This window comes from Bacillus sp. SB49 (assembly GCF_000469135.2).
In the GTDB taxonomy this organism is placed as follows: Bacteria; Bacillota; Bacilli; order Bacillales; family Halobacillaceae; genus Halobacillus.
Map to the genome: position 1 here is coordinate 1,909,638 of NZ_CP048117.1, position 19,039 is coordinate 1,928,676.

Consider the following 19,039-nt stretch of genomic DNA (forward strand, 5'->3'; position numbering starts at 1 on the left):
AAATCAAGTGACACGCACAGCCTAAATATACAATTTAGGCTGTGATGCTCCTTGATCTTCTTGCTGCTCGGACTCTGAACTCCCGAAACTGCTCGATTCGGAAGCATTTGACGTCCCTTGTTTCTCTTCCTTTTCCGGCGATGTTTCTTCTTCATCCGGCTCATTCATGATTTTCATCATATTAATCATCGCCGGGATGTTCTTCAACATCGGTCCGTATTGCTGCATCATCGGAGCCGCTGACTGCATCGCTTTCAACGCGGTCTGCATATAACCGATCCATCCTGCCCCTCCGCTTTTAGCAGCTGTGCCTGCTGCACCTAACGCCTTCGTACCCAAACCGGATCCGCCTCCGAAGAATCCCGGGACTGCAGATCCTGCATTACCCAGGAAACCAGGAGCTCCGAAGCCGGGTGCGCCGAAAGCACGCATGGCCCCTCCAGGTCCCCCTCCTTGGAAAAAGGGTGCTGCAGAACGCATCATATTCGGTTGGACGGCTTGTTGAAACCCTCGAAACTGCCCCATAGGAGGGTATGGTGGTTGACCTGTAGGAAACATATAAACCCCTCCGAAACTTTAGAATACTGTAGCATATGCCCTTCTTTCAATCTGGTTTGGGCTCATGCGTCCGGACAATCGGCTGGAAGCTTCCAATCGATAGGTTCTTCCCCATGCTTTTTCAAAAATTCGTTTACGCGGGAGAATGGTTTACTCCCAAAGAATCCACGGTGAGCCGCAAATGGACTTGGGTGAGGGGAAGCGATCACCATATGCTTCTCTGTATCTATAGAAGCGCCTTTTTTCTGTGCGTGTTTTCCCCATAAAAGGAACACTACCGGTCGTTCTCTTTGATTAAGTATTTCTATGACAGCATCTGTAAATCGCTCCCACCCTATCCCCTTATGGGAATTAGGCTGCTTCTCTCTGACGGTCAGGACATCATTCAGAAGCAGGACCCCTTGTTCCGCCCAATGCAGCAGGCAGCCGTGATTAGGTGCTGGGATGTCTAAATCATGGTGCAGTTCTTTATATATATTCCTTAAACTCGGGGGAATGGTAACATCTGGACGAACGGAAAAACTGAACCCGTGCGCCTGTCCCTTGCCGTGATAAGGATCTTGGCCGAGAATGACTACTTTGGTAGCTTCCCTGGGAGTGAAAGCAAGAGCATTCAATATTTCCGACTTAGCAGGATAGACCCGATGCTCTTTATATTCCTCGTTCAACTTCTGTTTCAGTTGAAGGAAATAATCCTTCTCTTTTTCCTCTTCAAGCAACTCATTCCAATCATTATTTAACATACGTACCCCTCCCTCCAAATGGTGCAGTATTTCCCCGTTCTCTTTTAAGATTTCCCAGTCTATATTTCCCGGGCAAGCGCACGTAGCGACAATAGGAAGATTAAACCGTCGTTCCATGTCATACGCTTTTATTTCGTGTCTGATCCTTTGTCGAATACTTGTTCATTCCGTTACTGAAAAGTGAATTCCAATGTGGATCCCCTTACTCCCGCACGGATTTGCAGTTTGGCAGGAATTTCTTCTTTCAGCTGTGGGACGTGGGAAATGATCCCAAGCAGCCTGTTTCCATCTTGGAGACTGCGAAGGCAGGAGATTGCCTGCTCTAAGGAAATTTCATCCAACGTTCCAAAGCCTTCATCAATGAATAAGGTATCCAGCTGGACACCACCTGCATGGGCCTGCACCACATCAGCCATACCAAGGGCAAGACTCAAAGAAGTTTTGAAGCCTTCTCCTCCGGACAGGGTTCGAACCGAACGTTGTTTTCCTGTATGGTGATCAATTATTTCCAAATCCAGCCCGCTCTGAGCTCCTCGTTTGGCAACTGCGTCACTGCGAATCAGCTGATAGCGGTGATCGGTCATCTGATCCAGGCGCACATTTGCCTGAACAAGGATTTCATCAAGATAAGAAGCTAGAACATAACGTTCAAGAGAAAGGCGGAGATGGTTGTCCCCTTTTGCCAATTGGGCTAGTTCTGCAATATCGTAATACTTGGAAGCCAGTTCTCCTTGGTCATCCATGAGCATATTTATCTTCTCCCGGATTTCCCGGTTCTTTCGGTACGCTGCGCTCCGTTCATTGAAAGCTTCCTGCTTAATGGCAAGTATTCGGCGTTTTTCATCAAGGAGAGACTGGAGCTCTTCCAAATCCGGCTTATGCTTATCAGCAAGGCGTTGATCGAGATCTTTCACACGGTCTTTCACTATGCTTTTCCTCTTCTCATAATCATCGACAATACGCTGGTTCTCAGCTATGAACCCCGGAGAACGCACCGCCTGCTTATATGCTTCATGATCATGGAAAGAAAATTGAACGAGCGTTTGATCAAGTTGTTTTTTCGACTTTTTAACAGCTTTATCCAGATCCTCCAAATAACGCCCACCTTCTTCGACAGCGGTTGTCAACTGCTGCAGCTGCTCCTTCTTGGTGCGGTGTTTCTCCTTCAACTCTTCCCACTCATTTAGAGCTTTAACATAGAGACCGCGTCGGTTCTCTGCTTTTTCTTTCAGCGTTGTGACATCAGTGGATGAGAACGCATAATTTTCTTCCATTGCCTGCACCTTGGAAAGGATCTTGACGTGTTGCTGCTCTTCTTCGTGCAGACGACTTCTCGTTTCTTCCTGAGCGGATCGAAGCTTCGCCGAACGTTCTTCCACCTGTTCCAGTTCTTTTGCCGCTTCCGTCAACGATTTCCACATGGCATCAAGCTCTTCAAAGCGCTGCTCTCCCGCTTTCAGATCCTCTTCAGATTGAATAATGGCCCGTTGAATGGCCTGTTCATCCAGCGTTTTCACATAACCATCCCATTCTTCCATGGCCTTCTCCGTCAGCTGTCTCTGCGCTTCTCCAGCCGATGTAACTGTTACCAATTGGCGCTGCATTTCTTGATAAGCAGCATCATCCTCTTGATAAACTTGTTTCAGGCGGTCTAGCTCTTCCTGAGCCGGGACATTTAATGGACGATCGACCGGGCGGGGATGATCGCTGCTTCCACAAACAGGACACGGCGTGTCTTCTTCCAGCTTCAAAGAAAGAGTGTACGCATGATGATGGCGGATTTCTTCGAGAGAATCCTCGTAAGCCTGCTTGGAAGACTGTTGACGGACCTCTGCGTTTTTATACTGTTTCATGAAAGATTGATAGTTTCTGCGCATCTCCTCAAGTTTACGCCAATGCTCCTGCAATTGCCGAAGCCCATCCAACCGCTTATAGAGTACGTCTATTCGCTGCTTCGTTTCATACCAGGAATCGGACGTTTCCCGCTCTTTTCTTCGTTGATTTTTCAATTCTTCCGCACGGTTTTCGCATTTGCCCAATGCTTCCTTCCGCTCGGCCAGCTTCTTTTCCTTCGTTGCAATGGATGTTGTGTATGCTTTGCTGTCTTCGAGCAGTTTATTATAAATGGCTACATTCTCCTGCTCTTCCACTGCTTGCTCCCAAGAGCTTTTCAACTGTTCCCGCTCTTCCTCTTTTCCTGAAAGCTTGTGATAAGCCTCATCGATCTGATGGAATTCTTCACGAATAGTTTTAAGACTTGCAAGTTTATCTTCATACGATTTCTGCCACTTCTGCCACTCCTCCATCCGTTCCTTGTATTGTTTCTCATAGGGAGTGATCTCGGCGGCTCTTCTTGCGGCTTGCAGCTCTTTCTCTGTTTTTTCCACTTCGCTGTGCTTCTGATCCAGTGCGTGCTTCTCTTCATCAAGCGATGCTTTTTCCTCAAACAATTCCAGGAGCTGCTCCGAGTGGTGGTACCGTTTTTTCCATTCATCGACTTCTATTTCTAGTCGTTCCACCGCTTCTTTTTCCGCAGCGACAAGTGTTTCCTGTTTTTCCAGGCGATCATCCAGGCGCGTATTGAAACGGGATAGTTCCTCGCTTTCATAGGTGGCTTCTTGATCTTCCCAAACGACTTGATTCCGTTCCTGCTCGATCTTCCATTCAAACTGTTTGATTTCTTCTTCCAGCTGTTTGGACTGTGTTTTAAAGTATTCGGTTATGTCATCAAAGAACTTCGTTTTGAAGATACGTTGAAGTATCTCCTCCCGTTCCTTACTGTTCTCGGAAATAAGCTTACGGAATTCCCCTTGAGGGATCATGATCATCTTACGGAATTGTTCATAATCTAAACCGATGATTTCCTCAATATATTCGTTGACTTCCTTCACCTTCGATGCAACCAGCTGTTCCTGATCGTTTGTTAAGAGGAACAGCTCCGCACGAGCCGGGTCTTCCTTAAACCCTTCTCCCCGCTCCTTCTTTCTTGTCTGTTTGGGCATTCTTACCACCCGATAGGTTTTCCCTCTCAGCTCGAAGGAAAACTCCACAAACGTCGGATCATTAGGATGGGCGAAGTGACTCCTCATTGTATCCTGATCCCGGTCACTTCCGCTCGCACGCCCGTATAAAGCAAAGCACACGGCATCAAAAATTGTTGTTTTACCAGCTCCGGTAGGTCCGGTAATTAAAAAGATCGATTCACCGCCGAGCATTGTAAAATCGACCACTTGTTCATTCCTGTAGGGACCAAATGCTCCCATTCGAATAGCTAATGCCTTCATATCAACGCCCCCTGTCCTCCTGTTTCAAGTGCTGCACCGCATCTTCCACCAACCGGCTTCGATGCTCTGATATTTCGTCTCCCTTTATATCTTCATAAAAAGATCGAAATAGATCCTGATACGATAATGTCTGTCGCTTTTTCACTTCATGGAGATCTTCCAGATTCGCATAGGTAAGGGATCTTCTTCTCTCCAAATGAAGTATATTAGGATAAACTTGACGTAATTTTCCCATCGGATCAATCAGCTGGCCGTCATCCAATAATCGAATGTGCAGATAATTCTCTGGGTTTCCTGCCGCCTCTCCTACCATAAGATCTTCGAAAAATCCCTCAACGATTTCAAAATCTCTCTCTGGAACAAGGGGAACTTTAGTAAATGTAGTGTCTCCCGACTCATCCATTTCGACAACTGTGACTGACTTCTTATGATTGGCTTCCGAGAAAGAGTACTTTAGAATGGATCCGCTGTAGCGGATATAATCCCTAGTGATTCGCTGGGATTGATGCAGGTGCCCGAGCGCTACATAAGAAAATCCATCATATAATGCAGCATCGACATATGGACTGCCTCCAATCATGGAGAGCCTTTCTTCGGACTCGCTCTCCATTCCTCCAGCTAAAAAGGAGTGACCTACCCACACGTGCCGTTCCTCTTCGTTAAATCTATCCTTTATATCCTGCACAAGCGCTTCTGCCGCCTGCTGATGAGAATGGATTGTATCATCTTCCAGAACAGATGCCGCTTCTGCCGGCTCGACGTACGGAATTAAGTGAAAATGTACCGGGCCGTGCGTATCGTATAACGTAACAGGCTGTCTGTTCGGCTTCAGTTTCGTATCAAGGAAAAGTCCCTGCCTCCTGAACAGTTCACTACCAAATTGAAGGCGGTCAGGACTATCATGATTACCTGAAATGGCAAGTACAGGGATGCCCAGGTCATTAATTAAAGTTGTCAGGGTCTCGTTTAACAACTCCACTGCCTGCTTTGGAGGAATGGAGCGGTCGTAGAGGTCTCCTGCAATCACCACTGCATCCGGAGCCTCCGTTTTCACTATCTCTATGAATTTAGCGAGAATCCAACGCTGATCCTCCGTCATATGTACCGAGTTTACGATTTTGCCGAGGTGCCAATCCGCTGTATGGATGAATTTCATGCCTACTCCTCCTCCAACATATATTGTTCGTAAAGTCTGTCAAATGCTGATAAGGCAGAGGGGAAAGGAGCATTCCATTCCAAGTATCTGCTGATCTCATCGTACGTCTTCGCTTGTCTCGGAAAACTGTGGTCTTTAAACATCCACTCTGCAAGCTGTTTTTCTTCATTTAAAACCAGGTTACCGCGGTAACGCATCATATAATGGTAAAACGATCTCATTTTCTGTTTCCTCCTCGATCTTCTTCCTTATTTTTATCACGAACGGACGAATTCGGCAAAACATTACGGTTTTTTCCAATAAATTCAGCGACAAAAGAAAAAAAGAACCCCCTGTATATCGAGGATTCTTCTGTCTTATAAGTATGACAACCCTTTACCCGTTGGAATCATCCATAAACGCTTCATGCGCTTCCTTCTTCTTCCTGTAAACGACACGCGATAGGAGAATGCTGATCTCATAAAGAATGATCAGAGGAACCGCCACGACAAGCTGAAGAATGAAATCCGGAGGGGAAATAATGGTTCCGATAATAACCAGTACGAAATATGCATACTTTCTAATTTTGACTAGAAAGCCTGGGGTAACGATACCAAGACTTGTGAGAAACATAACCAGAATAGGAATCTCAAACAAGATGGCAAACGGGATGGTCACACGGAATAAGAAGCGGAAATATCTTTCCACTGTATAGATCTCATTAAACATTCCATCGTTAAGCGACAACAAGAAAGGAAGAATCAGATGGACAAACACGAGATATCCGAATGTCAGTCCTGCCAGAAAAAGAAGGAATACAGCAGGTATGTAGGACAGCGAAACTTTTCTTTCTTTCGGCGTAAGTGCCGGTTTAACAAACAACCACGCCTGAAAGGCTAGAACGGGAAGCGTCCCGATAATTGCAACAATGGTTGCGATGGTAAAGATGATCCAAATGATTTCTCCAGGGCTCGTCATATTCAATTCAAAAGGGAGGTCTTTCACAAAAAATGCCTGAATCGGTTTAACATAGAGGAAACCTGCAATGAAAAAAAGGACGAAGAAGAGAAGGGTCCAAATAATTCTTCTGCGCAGTTCACTCAAGTGCTCCGTTACATTCATCTCTAAATCTCTGTCATATTTCTCTTCAGCCAATTCCATTACCTCCCATACGCGACGTGAAAAAAGATGCAAGGGAGTCCCCTTACACCTTTCATTATTCTTTGCCCGGCTTGTCTGCCTTCTGCTGTTCTCCGTCAGAAAGAATATCCCCTGCCGCTTTCTTAAATTCCCTCAGGGACGAGCCGAAAGCTCTTCCTATCTCAGGAAGTTTAGAAGGGCCGAAAACAACGAGAGCAAGCACAAGGATCAAGATAAGCCCTGGTATCCCTATATTAGAAAACAAGAGAATTCCTCCATCCATTAGACAAAAAGACAGGACCTTTATTTCCCTGTCTTATCGTCTTTGCTCTCCTCTGTAAGCTCCCGTGTAGACTTCTTGAATTCCTTCAATGTTTCCCCGGCAGCCTTTCCAATCTCAGGCAGTTTCTTCGGTCCAAAGATGACAAGTGCAATCGTAAGTATGAGGATCAATCCAGGTACACCTATGCTGGCCATACAGCTTCACCGCCCTCTCAGATAACTTGCATTCTTAGTTTAACCGTTTTCATAAGAAAAAGACAGAAGCGGGAAAAGAAACCGCTCTTTCTTTCATCATACCATGTTCTGGTAGAGATTGTCTCTATCTGCCGGTAAATTTCGAGAGCTCTTTCGCTTGTTCAAACTCATTCCATGTATTCATGTTAAAGAAGTGCCTGTTTAGTATTTCGGGTTTTAATGAGCTGAAATCAGATACTTTCGTATAACCGGTCGTTTCCAGCAGTCCTCTCACGGATCTTCCGCCTTGATGAAGATAGCGGTGAAGTGTATCAAGCATCGTCCTTGGGTAAATGCCTGACATAGGCTGGAGGAGACCGTCAAAGGAAGGGATGACGGCCTTATCTTTTCTCTGCATAAGTAAATGAGTATAAACTTCGGGTTGAACAAAGGGCATGTCGGTTGCTGCTACGATGAACCAATCTTCTTCCCTTTCTTCCATAGCCGCATGGAGCCCGGACAGCGGCCCTGCATCATTCAGGTGGTCCATTACAGTCGGATACCCCGGGTAATCCCCTCGGTTCTGACTGATGACAACAATAGAAGTGAGCCGCTCCATTGTATCAATTACATGTGCAAGAACCGGACGATCTCCAAGGACGAGTGCAGACTTATCCGTCCCCATTCTCGTAGATTTACCACCGTTTAATACGAGTCCGCAAAGGCGGGTCATTTACTCCCTTCCTTTTTCTCGTATGTGCGGAAGTAATAATCATACGGATTCTTCTCGTCTTTCAACCCTTTCGTTTCAGCTACCAATCCCCAATCTTCCAACCGGAAAGCTGGAAAGTACGTATCCCCTTCAAAACTTTCATCGATATAGGTTAAATACATTCGATCCGCATGTGGAAGCATCTTTTCAAATAATACGGCTCCCCCGATGACAAACCATTCTTTATCAGGCTCGTCCCTTTCAAGCTTTAGGATATCTTCCATAGAGTGAATCACTGTGCAGCCGTCCCTGTCATAGTCCGGATTGCTGGTAATAACGATATGTTTACGCTCTGGAAGAGGCTTACCGAACGACTCAAACGTTTTACGTCCCATGATGATCGTCTTTCCCCATGTCATGTCTTTAAAAAATTTAAAATCGTTAGGTATATGCCAAGGAAGGTCGTTGTCCTTGCCGATTAAACGATTTTTATCCATTGCGAAAATGAAAGATATCATTTTTCCACATCCTTTATGTTTTTTAGACAGCTACAGGCGCTTTAATACCCGGGTGAGGCTCGTACCCTTCGATTGTAATATCTTCCATTTCAAAATCGAAGATGGATTTTTTATCCCGGTTCAGCTTCAATTGAGGGAAATCCTTCGGTGTGCGTGCAAGCTGTGTGTCGATCTGTTCTAAATGATTGCTGTAAATATGGGCATCTCCAAGCGTGTGGATGAATTCCCCGACATCCAGTCCACATTCATGTGCAATCAGATGCGTAAGTAATGCGTAGCTCGCAATGTTGAAAGGAACGCCGAGGAAGATATCTCCGCTTCTTTGATACAGCTGACAGGAAAGCTTGCCATCTGAAACGTAGAATTGGAAAAGAGCATGGCATGGCGGCAGCGCCATATTGGATGGAACATCTTCCGGGTTCCAGGCTGTTACGATATGTCTTCTTGAATCCGGATTATGCTTAATTGCTGTTACGACATTTTTAAGCTGATCAATCGTATCTCCTCTTGACGTACGCCATTCCCTCCACTGTTTTCCGTAAACAGATCCGAGGTCCCCGTAAGTTCTTGCGAATGCATCGTCTTCAAGAATACGATCCTTAAATGCTGCCATCTCTTTATCATAGCGTTCCTTGAAGGAATCATCCTCGAGACTCCGACGTCCGAAATCTGTCATATCAGGCCCTTGATAGGCATCACTTTCAATCCATTTCTGAAACGCCCATTCATTCCAAATATTGTTGTTATGCTTCAGCAGATACTGGATATTCGTATCGCCTTTAATGAACCAGAGCAATTCCGATGCAATCAAACGAAAGGGGATCCGTTTCGTTGTCAGCAGTGGAAACCCATCCTTCAAGTCAAACCGCATTTGATGACCGAAAACCGACTTTGTACCGGTCCCTGTCCGGTCCTGCTTTATCGTTCCTTCATTTTTCACCATTCTGCATAAATCTAGATAAGCCTGTTCATTCTTCACCATGTTGATTCTCCTTTTACTCTGAAGCTGTTTCCCTGTTGAATTGATTGATAAACTCTTCCATGAACTGATGCCGTCGATCTGCTTCCTCCCTGCCGGAGGGCGTATTCATTTTGTCTTTAAGAAGAAGCAGTTTCTCGTGAAAATGAGAAAAAGAGCTGCCCCCTTCTTTTCGATAAAGGGGTTGGTTCTTTGCGCCGCCGAACGCAAATGTTCGAGCAATCCCAATCGCACCAATGGCGTCGAGACGGTCCGCATCCTGCACGACTTTTCCTAATAGAGTGTCCGGAGTTTTCCCTTTTCGAAATGATACGGTCTCAATGGCATGATGGATATAAGTGATGTCTCTTTCCGAAAAATGAAGATTCCTCAACAGCTCATCCCGCTCTTTTATCGCATCTTCCTTCGATGCAAACAGCTTGTCATCGCCAACGTCATGAAGCCACCCGGCCACCTCAGAAAGAAATGGGTCCGCGCCTTCCTTCACGGCAAGTAACCTCGACCACTCTGCGACCCTTTGCATATGATTATCATCGTGCCCTGTAACATCGTCATGGAAAAGCCGGAATACAAATGCTTTTATTTCTGTCAGTTTCTCCGCTTCCTTCAACAAAGATCCCCCTTAAAATCCGAATAGATCCATCTGCCTTGGATTGAGATCATGGTATTGAATCTTCAGCAGATCCTGCATTTCTTTTGCGTTATCTGCCGCATCTCCACCGGAATTATTATTAAAAAGCAGGGTGATCTCCGGTGTTTTTTTCTGCAGTTCTGTTATACGATCCGCCCACTCCTGCAGCTCTTCTGCGTTGTATCGGTATAAGAAACGAACTTTCCGCCAATCTTTCCGGCCGTTCTTGTTCCATCCATGAATATTTCGTCCATGGAAGCGCACCAGTGTTTTTTGGGGATGGGTGGGTACAAGCACTTGCGGGACAGAACCTTCCCCCGCCTGTGGTTCATCACAAATGGTATGAATCCACTCTTGATCTCTCATAAAATCCAATGTCTGTGCTTTATACCCCTCTTGGAACCAAGACCGGTTACGGAACTCCAGGGCCAAGGGGTATGATTCCAGCCAGTCACGTATGTATCTCAATTTCCTTATGTTTTCTTTTCTGACATCAAACCAGGGAGGAAATTGGAACAAAAGGCAGTCGATCTGTCCTTTCTCCCACACTGGTTGAATGGACTCTTCGTACCGCTTCATTAAATCCCTTGCTTCCTGCACAGACCTGGATTCCCTGTCATGTCCGGTCAGCTGCTGAAATGCCTTAATAACGAAGGAAAACGAATCGGGCGTCTCCTTCAGCCATTTCTCATACCTTTCTCTGGGCTGAATGGCATAAAAAGCCGTATCTACTTCCACCACCGGAAAGTGAGAACCATATTCCGCAAGCTTTTCTTCTGATCTGGTCTGTTCCGTATATAAAGCCGGATGGTCTCCCCAACCGGTTAAACCGATCTTCACGCCCACCCACCATACCTCCTTTACTCAAGCTTTCTTCACTTAAGACTATCGATATTGTACCAAAAAAGGACTCTTCCTGACTAGAAGAGTCCCGGTACTCCTTAAAACAAACCGGTGATGGTCCCGTTGTCCTTCACATCCATTTGAAGCGCTGCAGGTTTTTTAGGCAGCCCCGGCATTGTCATCACGTCACCTGTCAAAGCAACGAGAAATCCGGCACCCACAGAGGCATGAAATTCTTTCACATGAATCGAAAAGCCTTCCGGCCGGCCGAGCTTTTCCGGGTCATCCGTTAAAGAATACTGCGTTTTAGCCATGCAGACCGGCAAGTTCCCATATCCCAGTTCTTCCAGCTGGTTGATCTGCTTCTTCGCTTTGGATGACCATTCCACTTGATCGGCCCCGTACACGTTAACCGCAATCTTTCTCACCTTTTCTTCAATGCTGTCTTCTATATCATACATATACCTCATGGAACCCGTCTTTGCTGCCGACGCCGTTACAACTTTTTCTGCCAAGTCAATACCGCCTCTGCCCCCTTCTTGAAACACATTAACAAGAGAGACAACGGCTCCTTCATTCTGACACCAATCCACTAACGTATCTTTCTCCCGATCCGTATCTGTCGGAAATGCGTTGATGGCAATAACATAAGGAAGATTGAATTGTTCTATGGTCTCCATGTGCTTCTTCAAGTTCGCAACACCTCGTTTTAAAGCGGCGATATCTTCCGTCTCCAGCGCATCTTTTTTTACTCCACCATGCATTTTCAGAGCTCGGATTGTTGCGACTATGACGACAGCATCGGGTTCAAAACCACCGGCACGTGTTTTAATATTTAAGAATTTCTCTGCCCCGAGATCTGCACCGAATCCGGCTTCTGTAACTACATAGTCACCGAGTTTCGCCGCCAGTCGTGTGGCAATAACGCTGTTGCATCCGTGAGCAATATTGGCGAATGGTCCTCCATGGATAATGGCAGGCGTGTTCTCAAGCGTCTGGACGAGGTTTGGTTTTACAGCATCTTTCAAAAGAAGCGTCAACGCACCTTCAAAACCAAGGTCCTTCACATATACCGGCTGTTTATCGTATGTATAACCGACCACGATATTAGACAGACGCTGCTTTAGGTCTTTTAGATCTGTAGCGAGACAGAGGATTGCCATAATCTCAGACGCTACGGTAATCTGAAACCCATCTTCTCTCGGCACTCCTTTCACAGGACCTCCCAATCCTACTACGACTTGTCGAAGTGCACGGTCATTGATATCCAGGACGCGCTTCCATTCTATTCTCCGCGGGTCAAGGTTGCACGCATTCCCTTGATGGATATGGTTATCAATGAATGCTGCCAAAGCATTGTTCGCGGCCGTAATGGCGTGGATGTCTCCTGTGAAATGCAGGTTGATGTCATCCATCGGAACGACTTGAGAATATCCTCCGCCGGCTGCACCACCTTTTATTCCCATAGTCGGACCAAGGGAGGGCTCCCTTAAAGCGATGACGGTCTTTTTGTTGATTTGGTTCAGCGCCTGACCAAGACCGACAGTCACGGTGGATTTCCCTTCTCCTGCCGGGGTTGGATTAATGGAAGTCGTAAGTATGATCTTTCCATTTGGACGATCAGACAATTTATCGAGCAGGCGGTCGGATAATTTTGCTTTATAATGACCATAAGGCTCCCAATCTTCCTTACCTAAGGACAGTTGATCAATGATTTCATTAATCGGTCTCATCTTTGCTTCCCTTGCGATTTCTATATCTGTTTTCATAATGTCCTTCATCCTTTCCAATAAACGGTTTCGACCTTATTGTACCCCACTATCTACTATAGAAATAGGGAAGTGCTGAAACCTCTTATTCTTCACCCTTCATATAGTCTGAATATTGACGCTTTTAAGTGGATAAGATATATTGAAATCAAGCAAATATACTGAGCGTAATCACAAAAGCAAGGTAGCTCCCATAGAAATGCTTGGGGTTTTATTATTCCCTTGCCGTCTATGTTTTTTTCGTTTGGATATTTGTAATTCCCACGTTTTACGTGCAAGTTACAGGAGGAAGAAGCCTATGCAAAACGGAACAGTGAAATGGTTCAATGCTGAGAAGGGCTACGGTTTCATACAGGTAGAAGGCGGCAGCGATATATTCGTTCACTTCTCCGCCATCCAGGAGGAAGGATTCAAATCATTGGAAGAAGGACAGGCGGTCACATTTGAAATCGTTGAAGGCGATCGCGGCCCACAAGCTGCCAACGTCGTGAAAGCATAAACAGAGCAGCCGAAAAAGGCAACCGCTGACGGTTGCCTTTTTCAGCTGCTTTCTAAAACTTTACATATTGCATTGTCTACCAATCCATCGTATAATTTAGGGCTGTTGGTCTATTACCGCGGTTCGAAACCTCCCGCGATACCAAAACTAAGGAGGAACTAAAATGAGTAACGAATGGATTTGGATAGGCTTTGCCCTTATTAATTTCCTACTATTGATATCTATGTACCGTCTGTTCGGTAAACCCGGGTTGTTCGTATGGATCGGGATGTCAACGGTACTTGCAAATATCCAGGTCGTAAAAACCATCGAACTTTTCGGGCTGAACGCAACGCTCGGGAACATTGTCTATGGGACTGCTTTTCTGGCGACGGATATATTGAATGAAAAATACGGAAGGAAAGACGCACAAAAAGCGGTTTGGATGGGATTCTCCACCCTGATCATCATGACGATGATCATGCAGACAGCACTGCTGTTTGCACCCGGGGAAAATGATATGGCCCAGCCGGCTTTGGAGACGTTATTCGGTATTGTACCTAGAATAGCAATCGGAAGCCTTGCCGCCTATATTGTCAGCCAGTATTTTGACGTTTGGCTTTACTCCAGATTGAAAAAGCTGTTTCCAGCCGATCGTCATCTATGGATCCGCAACAATGGAAGTACGATGATCAGTCAGCTGCTTGATACAGCAATCTTCTGTACCATCGCGTTTTACGGACTGTATCCAGGCGGAATTTTCTTGGAAATCTTCCTGACGACCTATATAATTAAATTTGCAGTGGCGGCGCTTGATACCCCGTTCTTCTATTGGGCTAAGAAGATCAAACCTTCAGAATAGGAGATGTTGCAATGATCGAAGCCTACACAGATGCAGCTTCCGGCGGTGATCCCGGACCGAGTGCCGCAGGGGTTGTTATCAAGAAAAAGAACCAAGTGTACGAGTTTCCTAAATATCTTGGGACTTGGTCCAATCATGAAGCTGAGTTTTTAGCTATCATCCATGCATTAGAAGTATGTGTACACCATTTCCCGGATGAAATCATTTCCATCCGGTCTGATTCTAAGACAGCCGTCGAGACGATTGAGAAGAACTTTACAAAAAACGGTAAGTTTCTTCCGCTCCTTGAACGGATACAAACCCTTCAGGCGTCCTTTCCTTTTGTATTTTATAAGTGGATTCCTGAGAAACAGAATAGAAACGCCGATCGGGTGGCTAAGCAATGCCTGATCCAACATGAGAGTCTGGACCATTAAGGTCAGACTCTTTTTTTTGCAGCTGACCCGCCGACGGAGAGCCGCTGATCAATGTGCCTGTAGGCGTGACGCTTTGTACGGATGGACGGGGCAGCAATTAATTCTAAAATACTGATATAAAAGCTTGGATCGAAATTTTGTTGGACTTTCAGAGTGGTACGTACAGCTATGATCGTCTTCCACTCGGAGGCATTGGTGGAATTCTTTCCAAAATAAATGAAGCGTACGTCTTCATCACTCAATTTGAAGCCCTTCGACCATAGATCTTCTAAGAAATAAGCGAGTGCATGCTTCTTCTCCATAATTCGCTCCTTTTCTTCCTGGAAATCACTATCCTTTGTATTCGTTCGACAATTTCTCTTTTCTTTCTACCAATCATAACAAAAAATAAAAGCCAAGTGGGAATCACCTGGCTGAAATAATTTGATCCTATTCATCTTTTTTATGATTAGATGCAGGCGGTATGGGCCGACCCTTCCACCCAGCCAATACCGACCGTGCGGGCTGAAAACCAATTTCCGATAATAAGGAACACCATCCCACTTCGCACCTTCCTCATTGAAAGTGTTTTCCTTAGTGGGTTAGAAATACAGTGGATCCAATGCCTGGCTGTAATAGTTACACACGCTCCCGTAGAGCCCTTTCTTCCGCGGGAATCCTCACCTGTAAAACAAGCAGGTGGAGAAATGGAAATACGAGAGCTGTTACATACGCTTGAAAAAGGACGGGAATGACGAGCAGTTCAAAAAAGACAATCACGTAATTCGGGTGTTTGATGTACCTGTACAGACCTCTGTTAATTGGTTCTTCGTCCGGCAGTACGATAATTCTGGTGTTCCACCTCTTTCCGAGCGTCCCTATACACCAAATCCGGAGCGCTTGTAAGACGATGAACGACAAAAGTGCTGTAAAGAACAGCGGTCCCGGCTCTGGAGCAGGGGTAAGGAGAAAATCTCCAAGCAGGGAAAGAAAGAATAACGTATGAAGAATCAGAAATAAAAAGTAATGATCCTTCCCCCATTCTTTGGCTCCCCGTTCCATCATCCACTCCCTGTTCCGGTCCGCTATTTGAAGCTCTGCCAATCGCTGAACGACTAAGAAGATAAGAATCAACCATAGAAGCAGTTCCATCTTACACCCACTCCAAACTGACGATTTCCGAACTGAATCCAGGTCCAAGGGAAGCCATAAGGGACTTCACTCCCTTATGCGGTCGATCCTGCAGAACCCGGTCTAGGACGAAGTGAACGGTCGGGGACGACATGTTCCCATGTCGGGCAAGGACTTCAGAAGAATGGCGTAAAACGCTTGGATCCAATCCGAAAATCTCTTGATAGCTCTCCAGAACTTTTCTTCCGCCGGGATGCGCAATCAAAAATGGCAGCTCCTCCACTCTCCAACCGTTCCGATCCAATACTTCCTTTGCATGTCCACTCCAAAAATCTCTAACCAATTTCGGAATGCTTTTATTAAAAATAACTTCAAATCCGGTATCTACAATACGCCAGCCCATCACATCCGTACTATGCTTCTTCGTCTTTGAATCGAATCCGGTTATCTTTGGAACAGAACCTCTCCTCTTCTCATTTAATGTTGAAGCATCCCCGGTCAAGAGAACCGCAGAAGCTCCATCACCAAAAAGTGCGGTTCCTACGAAGTTGCTCACCCGTGGGTCTTTCCTTTGAAAAGTAAGGCTGCAAAGCTCCACGCAAATAACAAGGACGTTCCCTTCCGGGTTACCAAGCAGCCATTCGTACGCCTTCCCCACCCCACTCGTCCCTCCTGCACAGCCGAGGCCGAACAGCGGAGTCCGCTTTACATTTTCCCTCATCCCCATTTCGTTCATAATATAGGTATCGAGCGTCGGCGTTGCTATCCCCGTTGAAGAAACGAATAAGATATGGTCAATCTCCGAGGGAATTACCTTATCCTTCAACAATTCCTTGTTATTCAGACACTTCTCAACCGCACCGATCGAATAACGGAGTGCTTTATCCTGGTATATCTCGTTCCTTTCCTTTAATCCATGCGAGGTACGGAACCAATCGAGAGGCTGAGAAAATTGCCGCTCGGAAATATGAGCGTTCTCAAAAATAGGAAGCAATCGTTTCTTCTCATGGGGTTTCAATGGGAAAAGGTCATCGATCATATCCTGTACCGTACTCTGTTTGGCGGAGTAATCCGCTTCCTGAATACCACTTGTTAGTATGTAAGGCATGTTCTTCCGCCTCCTTTTTTCCTTATCATCTGCAAAAAGGAGAAAAATATTCCATTATTCTTCATTCCTGCGTAAAACTAAGAAAGACCCACCTCTAAAAGCAAAAAATAAATATTAGAATAATCAGTATAGTTTAACATTTTAGCAAATTCTTTACATTTTACTCCGTCTCCCTTAAAATGGAATTTGCTATACATATAGAAAGGGGTAGGTCACATGAAGAAATGGTTATTGGCTTTGGGCTTGACCAGTGCCATCGTCGTTGCAGGCTGCAGCTCGGACGACGAATCGGCAGAAGAAAACACGGATCAGACAGAACAAACAGATGAGAAATCCGGCGATGAACAAGACGCTAAAAAAGCCGTCATCGATGCGCAGATGAACATGAAGGACACGTTCCATCCTTATCAAGAAAAGATCACCGCTTATCAAACAGCAGCATCCGCGGAAGAACCGGATGCCGAAGCAGTGAAAGCTGCCGGTGAAGAAGCAAAAACAGCGGCTGATGAAGCAGCTGAGGCCGCTACTGGTTTTGAAGTAGAAGCGGATGTATCAGATGAGGTGAAGACACAGATTGAAGAAGCTGTTCCATCCCTGCAAGCGTACTACGAAGAAGTATCCAAGGCTCTCGATGAGAGCATCGAAGAAGCAGACTTCACAGCAGCCGATGAAAAAGCAGCAGAATTCAATGAAAAGATCGGAAAAGTATTTGAAGATGCTGGACTTGCAGCACCTGATATGATGAAAGAACTTTCCTAAAAACACACCCCCTGGTGCATCTGAGCACCAGGGGGTTTTTATTCAAAATTGATATATATGTTTATATTTGGTTTCGAGATAACGGAGCAGGTAGTCCGGATTAAGTCCTTCTCCTGTGACTTCCGTCAAAATTTCCAGCGGTTTTTTCATTTTTCCATGCCGGTGGATCTTTTCCTTCAGCCATTCCTTAATTATTCGAAAATCGCCTTCCCGAACAGCTTTGTCAACGTCGATTTCTTCTCTCATTTGCGCATCGAATTGAGCAGCGTACATATACCCAAGTGCATAGGATGGGAAATAACCAAAATCACCGCCGGACCAGTGAATATCCTGAAGGACTCCTTCCGCATCTGTATCCGGTCTTACACCGAGGTACTCTTCCATTTTGTCATTCCAACGCGAAGGGAGATCTTTCGCATCCATATCACCGGCGATAAGGGCTTTTTCCAGCTCATAACGAATCATAATATGAAGGCAGTAAGTCAGTTCATCCGCTTCAATTCGGATAAGCGATGGTTTCACTTCGTTGACGGCAGCAAAGAACGAGTTAAGGGAAAGTTCGCGGAAATTATCCGGGGCATACGTTTGAAATAGCGGATAGTGATTCTCCCAGAACTGTTCACTGCGGGCGATGAAATTCTCCCAAAACAATGATTGAGATTCATGGATCCCCATGGACGTGCCTGTAGCAAGGGGTGTGAAAGATAGATCCTCAGAAATATTTTGCTCATAAAGGGCGTGTCCGCCTTCATGGATTGTTCCGAAAACAGCCGTTCGGAAGTCGCTCTCATCGTACTTGGTCGTTACCCGTACGTCGTTCACGTTCAATCCGATGGCGAAAGGGTGAACGGTCTCATCCAAGCGTCCTGCATCGAAATCATAACCCATCCGCTTCAAAATTTCTTTACTGAACGCCGTTTGTTGATCTTTAGGAAAATGCCCTTTCAATACAGAAGGATCAGGTTGGGCCGGAGCTTCTTTCACACGACCGAGCAGTTCTGTCAACGCTTTTCTTACCTTTGGAAATACTTGATCCAGCAGTTCCACTGTCACTCCGGGTTCATAATTGTTCAACAGCGCGTTATAACGATGTCCATCATAACCCCAATAGTCAGCGAAGGTACGATTGAATTCTACGAGCTTCTCTAAATACGGGAGAAAACCTGCAAAGTCATTCTGTGCTTTTGCTTCGGACCACTTTGATTCTGCCTTTGACTGCAGGGTGACGTAAGCCCGATACTCATCTGTTGGAATTTTAGCTGTTTTATTATACGTTTCCTCCGCCTCTTCCAGGCATTTGATCACAACAGGGTCTGAAACATTCCCTTTAAGCTTATCGATGCAGTTCCGCATTGCTTCGGAGGTTTGAATTTCATGGACTTTCTGCGCAAGAACACCGAGGACTTCCGAGCGGTTATCCATCGCTTTTTTCGGTGCTTTTGTCCGCATATCCCATGCAATTAAACCAATCGCTTCCCCGTAGGAAGTTTGTTCCCTTAATAAATCCATGAACTCATTCACTGTTTCCTTCATCCCGC

22 protein-coding genes are annotated in these 19,039 nt (G+C 45.7%); 4 read left to right on the top strand and 18 right to left on the bottom strand.

Annotation, left to right across the window (positions count from 1 at the left end):
* Window positions 1-21: 21 nt before the first annotated feature.
* The 14 genes from vrrA to M662_RS10070 all read right to left on the bottom strand — a co-directional run bounded on the left by vrrA (window position 22) and on the right by M662_RS10070 (window position 12,768).
* A complete protein-coding gene (gene vrrA / locus M662_RS10005; protein ID WP_008639997.1) occupies window positions 22-558 on the bottom strand; it encodes a VrrA/YqfQ family protein in 537 nt (178 codons plus the stop codon).
* 62 nt (window positions 559-620) lie between these two features.
* A complete protein-coding gene (locus M662_RS10010; protein ID WP_026577390.1) occupies window positions 621-1,301 on the bottom strand; it encodes a uracil-DNA glycosylase in 681 nt (226 codons plus the stop codon).
* A 170-nt stretch (window positions 1,302-1,471) separates the two neighbouring features.
* Window positions 1,472-4,585 carry an AAA family ATPase gene (locus M662_RS10015; RefSeq protein WP_026577389.1) on the bottom strand — a complete coding sequence of 1,038 codons (3,114 nt, stop codon included), beginning with the start codon at window positions 4,583-4,585 and terminating at the stop codon, window positions 1,472-1,474.
* 1 nt (window position 4,586) lies between these two features.
* Entirely contained in the window at window positions 4,587-5,741 is a 1,155-nt protein-coding gene (locus M662_RS10020) for an exonuclease SbcCD subunit D (RefSeq protein WP_026577388.1), read from the bottom strand.
* Window positions 5,742-5,743: 2 nt separating this feature from the next.
* Entirely contained in the window at window positions 5,744-5,962 is a 219-nt protein-coding gene (locus tag M662_RS10025; RefSeq protein ID WP_008640502.1) for a YozE family protein, read from the bottom strand.
* Window positions 5,963-6,116: 154 nt separating this feature from the next.
* On the bottom strand, window positions 6,117-6,881 hold the full coding sequence (tatC, locus tag M662_RS10030; RefSeq protein WP_026577387.1) for a twin-arginine translocase subunit TatC: 765 nt from the start codon (window positions 6,879-6,881) through the stop codon (window positions 6,117-6,119).
* Between the two features lie 55 nt (window positions 6,882-6,936).
* Window positions 6,937-7,125, bottom strand: a complete 189-nt coding sequence (gene tatA / locus M662_RS10035) for a twin-arginine translocase TatA/TatE family subunit (RefSeq protein ID WP_008640498.1) — start codon at window positions 7,123-7,125, stop codon at window positions 6,937-6,939.
* A 38-nt stretch (window positions 7,126-7,163) separates the two neighbouring features.
* Complete coding sequence (locus tag M662_RS10040; RefSeq protein WP_062513489.1) at window positions 7,164-7,337, bottom strand: twin-arginine translocase TatA/TatE family subunit; 174 nt, start codon at window positions 7,335-7,337, stop codon at window positions 7,164-7,166.
* Window positions 7,338-7,461: 124 nt separating this feature from the next.
* A complete protein-coding gene (gene mobA, locus M662_RS10045; protein WP_008640494.1) occupies window positions 7,462-8,049 on the bottom strand; it encodes a molybdenum cofactor guanylyltransferase in 588 nt (195 codons plus the stop codon).
* Window positions 8,046-8,546 (bottom strand): dihydrofolate reductase, encoded by a 501-nt coding sequence (locus M662_RS10050; RefSeq protein ID WP_026577386.1) that lies wholly within the window; start codon window positions 8,544-8,546, stop codon window positions 8,046-8,048. Before M662_RS10050 ends, mobA begins: the two co-directional genes overlap by 4 nt.
* Window positions 8,547-8,568: 22 nt before the next feature.
* Window positions 8,569-9,528 (bottom strand): thymidylate synthase, encoded by a 960-nt coding sequence (locus tag M662_RS10055; RefSeq protein WP_026577385.1) that lies wholly within the window; start codon window positions 9,526-9,528, stop codon window positions 8,569-8,571.
* A gap of 13 nt (window positions 9,529-9,541) precedes the next feature.
* The gene (locus M662_RS10060) at window positions 9,542-10,135 is read right to left on the bottom strand and encodes an HD domain-containing protein (RefSeq protein ID WP_026577384.1); all 594 of its coding nucleotides are present in this window, start codon (window positions 10,133-10,135) and stop codon (window positions 9,542-9,544) included.
* Between the two features lie 12 nt (window positions 10,136-10,147).
* Complete coding sequence (locus M662_RS10065) at window positions 10,148-11,002, bottom strand: DUF72 domain-containing protein (RefSeq protein WP_026577383.1); 855 nt, start codon at window positions 11,000-11,002, stop codon at window positions 10,148-10,150.
* A gap of 95 nt (window positions 11,003-11,097) precedes the next feature.
* Window positions 11,098-12,768, bottom strand: coding sequence for a formate--tetrahydrofolate ligase (locus tag M662_RS10070; RefSeq protein ID WP_026577382.1), 1,671 nt, complete (start codon window positions 12,766-12,768; stop codon window positions 11,098-11,100).
* A 298-nt stretch (window positions 12,769-13,066) separates the two neighbouring features.
* Between M662_RS10070 and M662_RS10075 the strand changes: the two genes are divergently transcribed.
* From M662_RS10075 to M662_RS10085, 3 genes are all read left to right on the top strand, one after another.
* Complete coding sequence (locus M662_RS10075) at window positions 13,067-13,267, top strand: cold-shock protein (RefSeq protein WP_026577381.1); 201 nt, start codon at window positions 13,067-13,069, stop codon at window positions 13,265-13,267.
* 163 nt (window positions 13,268-13,430) lie between these two features.
* Window positions 13,431-14,108 carry a queuosine precursor transporter gene (locus M662_RS10080; protein ID WP_008640569.1) on the top strand — a complete coding sequence of 226 codons (678 nt, stop codon included), beginning with the start codon at window positions 13,431-13,433 and terminating at the stop codon, window positions 14,106-14,108.
* An 11-nt stretch (window positions 14,109-14,119) separates the two neighbouring features.
* Window positions 14,120-14,524, top strand: coding sequence for a ribonuclease HI family protein (locus M662_RS10085; RefSeq protein WP_008640571.1), 405 nt, complete (start codon window positions 14,120-14,122; stop codon window positions 14,522-14,524).
* Window positions 14,525-14,526: 2 nt separating this feature from the next.
* Here the strand turns inward: M662_RS10085 and M662_RS10090 are convergent, their stop codons facing one another.
* The 3 genes from M662_RS10090 to M662_RS10100 form a co-directional block, all read right to left on the bottom strand.
* Window positions 14,527-14,826, bottom strand: coding sequence for a DUF6123 family protein (locus M662_RS10090; RefSeq protein WP_008640573.1), 300 nt, complete (start codon window positions 14,824-14,826; stop codon window positions 14,527-14,529).
* Window positions 14,827-15,142: 316 nt separating this feature from the next.
* The gene (locus tag M662_RS10095; protein WP_026577380.1) at window positions 15,143-15,655 is read right to left on the bottom strand and encodes an isoprenylcysteine carboxyl methyltransferase family protein; all 513 of its coding nucleotides are present in this window, start codon (window positions 15,653-15,655) and stop codon (window positions 15,143-15,145) included.
* 1 nt (window position 15,656) lies between these two features.
* Complete coding sequence (locus M662_RS10100) at window positions 15,657-16,742, bottom strand: type III polyketide synthase (protein ID WP_026577379.1); 1,086 nt, start codon at window positions 16,740-16,742, stop codon at window positions 15,657-15,659.
* Between the two features lie 216 nt (window positions 16,743-16,958).
* Here M662_RS10100 and M662_RS10105 point away from each other — a divergent pair, with 216 nt between their 5' ends.
* Window positions 16,959-17,501, top strand: coding sequence for a hypothetical protein (locus M662_RS10105; protein WP_008640578.1), 543 nt, complete (start codon window positions 16,959-16,961; stop codon window positions 17,499-17,501).
* A 42-nt stretch (window positions 17,502-17,543) separates the two neighbouring features.
* Here M662_RS10105 and M662_RS10110 read toward each other — a convergent pair whose 3' ends face one another.
* The gene (locus M662_RS10110) at window positions 17,544-19,034 is read right to left on the bottom strand and encodes a carboxypeptidase M32 (RefSeq protein WP_026577378.1); all 1,491 of its coding nucleotides are present in this window, start codon (window positions 19,032-19,034) and stop codon (window positions 17,544-17,546) included.
* Window positions 19,035-19,039: the final 5 nt, after the last annotated feature.